Origin of the sequence: Brevundimonas sp. UBA7838 (assembly GCF_002500885.1) — a bacterium.
Lineage (GTDB): Bacteria > Pseudomonadota > Alphaproteobacteria > Caulobacterales > Caulobacteraceae > Brevundimonas > Brevundimonas vesicularis_C.
On record NZ_DLTK01000145.1, the window covers coordinates 1 to 5,152 of the forward strand.

Below are 5,152 nucleotides of genomic sequence, written 5' to 3' on the forward strand. Positions count from 1 at the left end.
CGCGCGCCGGCGTCGATGTGCGGGGCGCCGGGGCGGCGGCTCGCGCGCCGACCGCCTTCGCATCGCCGCAGAAGATTTCGTAGAGCATCCCCATGACCGCCTGGGCGCGCTCGTCGGCGATCGAATAGAAGATCGAGCGGGACTGACGGCGGGTCTTGACCAGGCCATACTGGCGCAGCTCTGCCAGTTGCTGGGATAGCGCCGGCTGCTTGATGCCGAGGTCCGCCTCGAGCTGGCCCACCGAGCGCTCCTCTTCGGCGATATGACACAGGATCAGCAGCCGGTTGGCGTTGGCCAGCTGGCGCAACAGCTCTGCGGCCTCCGGCGCCTTTTCCTTCAACCGCTCCATCGCGGCCGCTTGATCGTCGGTCATGCGCTGCGCTCGCGATAGTACCAGGGTGCATCGCCGTCACCGTCGGCGATGGCGGCGTCCAGTGTGGTGGCGGCCGGCTCCAGCAGTGCGTCGCCGGGCGTCCAGCCCGCCGGCGTGGAGGCCGCCTCACGGTCCGAGGTCTGCAGGGCGGTGACGAGACGCAGCAACTCATCAACCGAGCGGCCGATGTTCATCGGGTACCAGCTGATGGCGCGCACCACGCCTTCGGGATCGATCACGAAGGTCGCGCGCACCGTGGCGCTGTCGCTCGAGCCGGCGTCCACCATGCCAAAGGCGTGGCCGATGGCCATGGAGGGATCTTCGATGATCGGGAACGGCACCTTCACGCCGAAGCGGCGGAAGATGTCCTTCAGCCAGGCCAGGTGCGAATACAGACTGTCCACCGACAGGGCCATCAGATCGCAGTCGATCGCCGCGAAGGCGTCGGCCTGCCGGGCCAGGGCCACGAACTCGCTGGTGCAGACCGGCGTGAAGTCCGCCGGATGCGAGAACAGCACCAGCCAGCGTCCACGGTAGTCGCTGAGGCGCCTTTCGCCCTGAGTCGTGCGCGCCGTGAAGTCCGGCGCCGTATCGTTGATGCGCAGGGCGCGCATTGCGGGGGGATAGACGGCTGGCCCGGTGTCGATCGTGTCCATAGCCGCACGCTAAGCGCATCCCACCGTTTCCGCTACATTAAAATACATACTTGCACGAACTATGAATGAGTATATGTGTTGAGTCACCGAAACGGAGACACGTCATGTCCTCGCCCACACCCGACCCCGCCCGCGACGACGCCGCCGACATCGTGCGCGCCGCGCTGGGCGATCCTCGCCAACGCCCTGTCGTGAAATCGTTCTTCGACGAAGCCACCTTCACCGTCAGCCACGTCGTGCGCGATCCCGGCTCCGACGTCTGCGCCATCATTGACAGCGTGCTGGACTACGATCCGGCGTCGGGCCGCACCACGCACGCTTCGGCCGATGCGCTCATTGATTACGTGAAATCCGAAGGTCTCACGGTTCAGTGGCTGCTCGAGACGCACGCCCATGCCGATCACCTGTCGGCGGCGCCCTATCTCCAGGAAAAGCTCGGCGGTCAGCTGGCGATTGGCCATGAAATCCTCACCGTCCAGGCGGTCTTCGGCAAGATCTTCAACGAAGGGACCGACTTCCGCCGCGACGGCAGCCAGTTCGACCATCTGTTCAACGACGGCGACCGGTTTGAGATCGGTGGTCTGAAGGCCACGGTCCTGCACGTGCCCGGCCACACCCCGGCCTGTCTGGCCTATGTCATCGGCGACGCCGTCTTCCCCGGCGATACCATGTTCATGCCCGACTATGGTACGGCGCGCTGCGACTTCCCCGGCGGCGACGCCCGGACCCTGTACCGCTCGATCCATCGCCTGACCTCCCTGCCGGACGAGGCGCGGGTCTTCCTGTGTCACGACTACAAGGCGCCGCCGGGCCGGACCGAGTTCGCCTGGGAGACCACCATCGGTGCCCAGCGGACAGGCAACATCCATATTCGCGACGACGTCAGCGAGGACGAGTTCGTGGCCATGCGCACCCAGCGCGACGCCACCCTGCCCATGCCCAAGCTGATCCTGCCGTCGGTTCAGGTGAACATGAACGGCGGCCGCCCGCCCGAGCCCGAGGACAATGGGGTGCGCTACCTCAAGGTCCCGCTGAACGCGCTGTGAGGCGAGGCTCCGATGCTTGAGCCTCTTCCCTTCATCTGGCCGCTGGCCGGCGGTCTGCTGGTCGGCCTGTCGGCCGGTCTCTATCTGTTGCTGAATGGGCGCGTAGCCGGGATTTCCGGCCTGACCGCCGCAGCGACCGGCCTGTCAAAAGGCGCGCCGCGCATTCTGGGCCTGCTTTTCATCGCCGGCCTGCTGGGCGGCGCGGCCCTGGCCTCGGCCCTGATCCGCAGGCCCGAGGTGCAGATCACTTCGGAGGTCTGGCTGCTGGTGCTCGGCGGCCTGATCGTCGGCTTCGGCACCCGCTGGGGCTCGGGCTGCACCAGCGGCCACGGCGTCTGCGGCCTGGCCCGCCTGTCGCCCCGCTCCATCGTCGCCACCGGCGTCTTCATGGCCGTCGCGGCCCTGACCGTCTTCGTCACCCGCCACCTGTTGGGAGGCCTGGCGTGAGCCGGCTGATCGTCGCCGTCCTGTGCGGCTTGTTGTTCGGCGCCGGCATGGTGGTGTCCGACATGATCAACCCGGCCCGCGTCCTGGCCTTCCTGGATGTGACGGGCGCCTGGGACCCCTCTCTGGCCTTCGTCATGGGCGGGGCGCTGATCCCCTCCGCCATAGCCTGGCTGATCCGCCGGCGCATGGAGGCTCCGGTCGCGGCCGACACCTTCCATGTGCCCGAGGGCCGGACCATCGACACCCCTCTGGTCGGCGGGGCCGCCCTGTTCGGCCTTGGCTGGGGCTTGGTCGGCCTGTGCCCCGGCCCGGCGCTTGCGGCGCTGACGACCGGCGCCTGGCAGGCCTTCGTCTTCGTCGGCGCCCTCGCGGCCGGCATGGCGCTGTTCCGCCTGACCCTCGACCGAAACGCCTGAACCAGAAAAGACCCTAGGGAGACAAAGCCATGCATATTCGCCCTTTGGACGAGGCCCTGTCCGCCTCGCCCCAGATCGCCCCGGAAGACCTGCCCGACATCGCGGCCCAAGGGTTCCGGTCGGTGATCTCCAACCGACCCGACGGCGAAGAGCCCGGCCAGCCCAGCTCCGAAGATCTGCGCCAGGCCGCCGAGGCTGCGGGACTGGCTTTCGCCCATGTTCCCGTGGTCGGCGGCGCAATCTCCGACCAGGACGTGGCGGACTTCCGCGAGGCTCTGGCCAACCTGCCCCAGCCTGTGTTCGGCTTCTGCCGCACCGGCACGCGCACGACCACCCTGTGGGCGCTGGCGAACGTCGCCTCGATAAGCGCTGACGATCTGATCGCACGCGCCAAGAGCGCCGGCTACGACCTCGGCGCCCTGCGTCCCCGTCTCGAAGGAGCCGCGTCATGAGCGCCCAGTACGCCCCCCTGGAGTCCTGCGATGTCCTGATCGTCGGCGGCGGATCCGCCGGCATCGCCACAGCCGCCAGCCTCCTGCGTCGTCGCCCCGACCTTGATGTCCGCATCGTCGAGCCATCCGAACATCACTACTATCAGCCCGGCTGGACCATGGTCGGCGCCGGCGTCTTCACGCCCGAGCGGACCCGGCGCCGCACCGAGGACCTGATCCCCCAAGGCGCCCAGTGGGTGCGCGGCTCGGTCGCGGCTTTCGACCCCATCCACGATCGCGTCGAACTGACCGACGGCCGCTGGATCGGCTATCGCATGCTGGTCGCGGCGCCGGGACTGAAGCTGGACTGGGGCGCCATTCCGGGCCTGGCGGAAACGCTCGGGCGCAACAACGTCACCTCCAACTACGGCTATGAGACCGCGCCCTACACCTGGAAGCTGGTCCAGGCGATGCAGAGCGGTCGGGCGATCTTCACCCAGCCGCCCATGCCGATCAAATGCGCCGGCGCCCCGCAGAAGGCCATGTATCTGTCGGCCGATCACTGGCGCGACCACGGTCGAAACGACATCGAGATCGAATTCCACAACGCCGGCCCGGTGCTGTTCGGGGTCAAGGACTACGTTCCGGCCCTGATGGAATATGTCAGCAAATACCGCATCGACCTGAACTTCGGATCGAAACTGGTGGCGGTGTACGGCCCGGCGCGGATCGCGACCTTCGCCGTGACCGGTGCGGACGGTGAAGTTCGCCAGGTTCGGCGCGAGTTCGACTTCCTGCACGTCTGCCCGCCGCAGACGGCGCCGGACTTCATTCGCGAAAGTCCGCTGGCCGCCGAAAGCGGCTGGATCGAGGTGGATGACGCCACCTTGCGCCACAAGCGGTTCGAAAACGTCTTCGGTCTGGGCGACGCCTGTTCGGCACCCAACGCCAAGACTGCTGCGGCCGCCCGCAAACAGGCGCCCGTGGTGGCCGAGAACATCCTGTCGCTGCTGGACGGCCAGCCGATGCGGGCGGTCTATGACGGCTATGGCTCATGTCCGCTCACGGTCGAGCGCGGCAAGATCGTGCTGGCCGAGTTCGGCTATGGCGGCAAGCTCCTGCCCAGCTTCCCGAAATGGATGCTCGACGGGACCAAGCCGACCCGTCTGGCCTGGCATCTGAAGGCCCAGGCCCTGCCCGAAATCTACTGGCTTGGGATGTTGCGCGGTCGCGAATGGCTGGCCGGCCCCCACCACATCGAACCCGCCCCCCAGCTTCGCCCTGCTGTCGCCTGAGCCTGATCATGGACCTGTCTCCGCTGCAGTACGGCCTCGGCGCCGGCGCCGGCTCGCTCGTCGGCTTCACCCTGGGCCTGGTCGGCGGCGGCGGGTCCATCCTGGCCGTGCCGCTGATCGTCTATCTGGTCGGGGTCAAGGAGCCGCACCTGGCGATCGGCACCAGCGCCTTCGCCGTGGCCGCCAACGCCTTCGCCAATGTGATCAATCATGCCCGCCACGGCACGGTGAAATGGAAAATTGCCAGTCTGTTCGCGGTCGCCGGGGTGCTCGGAGCCTTTCTGGGTTCGAGCCTGGGCAAGGCCGTGGATGGTCAGAAGCTGCTGGCCCTTTTCGCCGTCCTGATGCTGGTCGTCGGCGTACTGATGTTGCGGGGCCGCTCCGCCGGCGGAGACCCGAACGTCCAGCTTGATCGGCGCAATGCACCCAAGCTCGTCGGCACGGGCCTGGCCACGGGCGTGATGTCGGGCTTCTTCGGCATCGGCGGC

Annotated in this window: 8 protein-coding genes; 6 read left to right on the plus strand and 2 right to left on the minus strand. The window is 67.7% G+C overall.

Annotation, left to right across the window (positions count from 1 at the left end):
* On the minus strand, positions 1–373 hold a 373-nt coding region (locus B3T77_RS15235; RefSeq protein ID WP_292080670.1), incomplete at its 3' end, for an ArsR/SmtB family transcription factor.
* Complete coding sequence (locus tag B3T77_RS15240) at positions 370–1,029, minus strand: peroxiredoxin (RefSeq protein WP_035308662.1); 660 nt, start codon at positions 1,027–1,029, stop codon at positions 370–372. The genes B3T77_RS15235 and B3T77_RS15240, both read right to left, overlap by 4 nt.
* 104 nt (positions 1,030–1,133) lie before the next feature.
* Between B3T77_RS15240 and B3T77_RS15245 the strand changes: the two genes are divergently transcribed.
* The 6 genes from B3T77_RS15245 to B3T77_RS15270 form a co-directional block, all read left to right on the plus strand.
* Entirely contained in the window at positions 1,134–2,075 is a 942-nt protein-coding gene (locus B3T77_RS15245; protein ID WP_035308659.1) for an MBL fold metallo-hydrolase, read from the plus strand.
* A 12-nt stretch (positions 2,076–2,087) separates the two neighbouring features.
* Positions 2,088–2,522 carry a YeeE/YedE family protein gene (locus B3T77_RS15250; RefSeq protein WP_035308657.1) on the plus strand — a complete coding sequence of 145 codons (435 nt, stop codon included), beginning with the start codon at positions 2,088–2,090 and terminating at the stop codon, positions 2,520–2,522.
* Complete coding sequence (locus tag B3T77_RS15255) at positions 2,519–2,938, plus strand: DUF6691 family protein (protein ID WP_035308654.1); 420 nt, start codon at positions 2,519–2,521, stop codon at positions 2,936–2,938. The genes B3T77_RS15250 and B3T77_RS15255 overlap by 4 nt, the downstream gene beginning before the upstream one ends.
* A 29-nt stretch (positions 2,939–2,967) precedes the next feature.
* Complete coding sequence (locus B3T77_RS15260) at positions 2,968–3,390, plus strand: TIGR01244 family sulfur transferase (protein ID WP_035308653.1); 423 nt, start codon at positions 2,968–2,970, stop codon at positions 3,388–3,390.
* Positions 3,387–4,664 carry an NAD(P)/FAD-dependent oxidoreductase gene (locus B3T77_RS15265; protein ID WP_066627968.1) on the plus strand — a complete coding sequence of 426 codons (1,278 nt, stop codon included), beginning with the start codon at positions 3,387–3,389 and terminating at the stop codon, positions 4,662–4,664. The genes B3T77_RS15260 and B3T77_RS15265 overlap by 4 nt, the downstream gene beginning before the upstream one ends.
* An 8-nt stretch (positions 4,665–4,672) precedes the next feature.
* On the plus strand, positions 4,673–5,152 hold a 480-nt coding region (locus B3T77_RS15270; protein WP_292080672.1), incomplete at its 3' end, for a sulfite exporter TauE/SafE family protein.

What these genes read in the sequence shown, in the direction of transcription:
- B3T77_RS15240 (WP_035308662.1), bottom strand. Translation starts at nt 1,029, where the DNA reads ATGGACACGATCGACACCGGGCCAGCCGTCTATCCCCCCGCAATGCGC.
- B3T77_RS15245 (WP_035308659.1), top strand. Translation starts at nt 1,134, where the DNA reads ATGTCCTCGCCCACACCCGACCCCGCCCGCGACGACGCCGCCGACATC.
- B3T77_RS15250 (WP_035308657.1), top strand. Translation starts at nt 2,088, where the DNA reads ATGCTTGAGCCTCTTCCCTTCATCTGGCCGCTGGCCGGCGGTCTGCTG.
- B3T77_RS15260 (WP_035308653.1), top strand. Translation starts at nt 2,968, where the DNA reads ATGCATATTCGCCCTTTGGACGAGGCCCTGTCCGCCTCGCCCCAGATC.
- B3T77_RS15265 (WP_066627968.1), top strand. Translation starts at nt 3,387, where the DNA reads ATGAGCGCCCAGTACGCCCCCCTGGAGTCCTGCGATGTCCTGATCGTC.